We start from the raw sequence: 269 nt of genomic DNA, 5'->3' as shown, positions 1-269 counted from the left end.
AAGACGCCATCGCGGCCCAGGCAATTTGGGGATTGCAGAAATCTTGTGCCCCGCTGCTGACACCCCGGCCGCGTGTGTCCCGCTTCCACAGCGAATACCACAGCCCCTGGGCTTGTGATTTCTCTGCGGGAGCGGGCTTGCCCGCGAAGAGGCCCGTACAGGCGGCGAAGGTCTGGAGTAGACTGTGCCACCTCCGCATTCAAAAGGACGTTGCCATGCTGAAGATCTGGGGCCGCAAGAATTCGAGCAATGTGCGCAAGGCGCTGTGG

Annotated in this window: 1 protein-coding gene; it reads left to right on the top strand. The window is 61.7% G+C overall.

Annotated features, from left to right (window positions below; genetic code table 11):
- Positions 1 to 269: hypothetical protein (locus SB719_RS20370; RefSeq protein ID WP_412159772.1), on the top strand; the 269-nt coding region annotated here is incomplete at both ends.

This window comes from Pantoea sp. SIMBA_079, assembly GCF_046940275.1.
Classification (GTDB): Bacteria; Pseudomonadota; Gammaproteobacteria; order Enterobacterales; family Enterobacteriaceae; genus Pantoea; species Pantoea borealis.
Note: the sequence above shows the minus strand (reverse complement) of the source record. Positions and strands in the feature narration are given on the sequence as shown.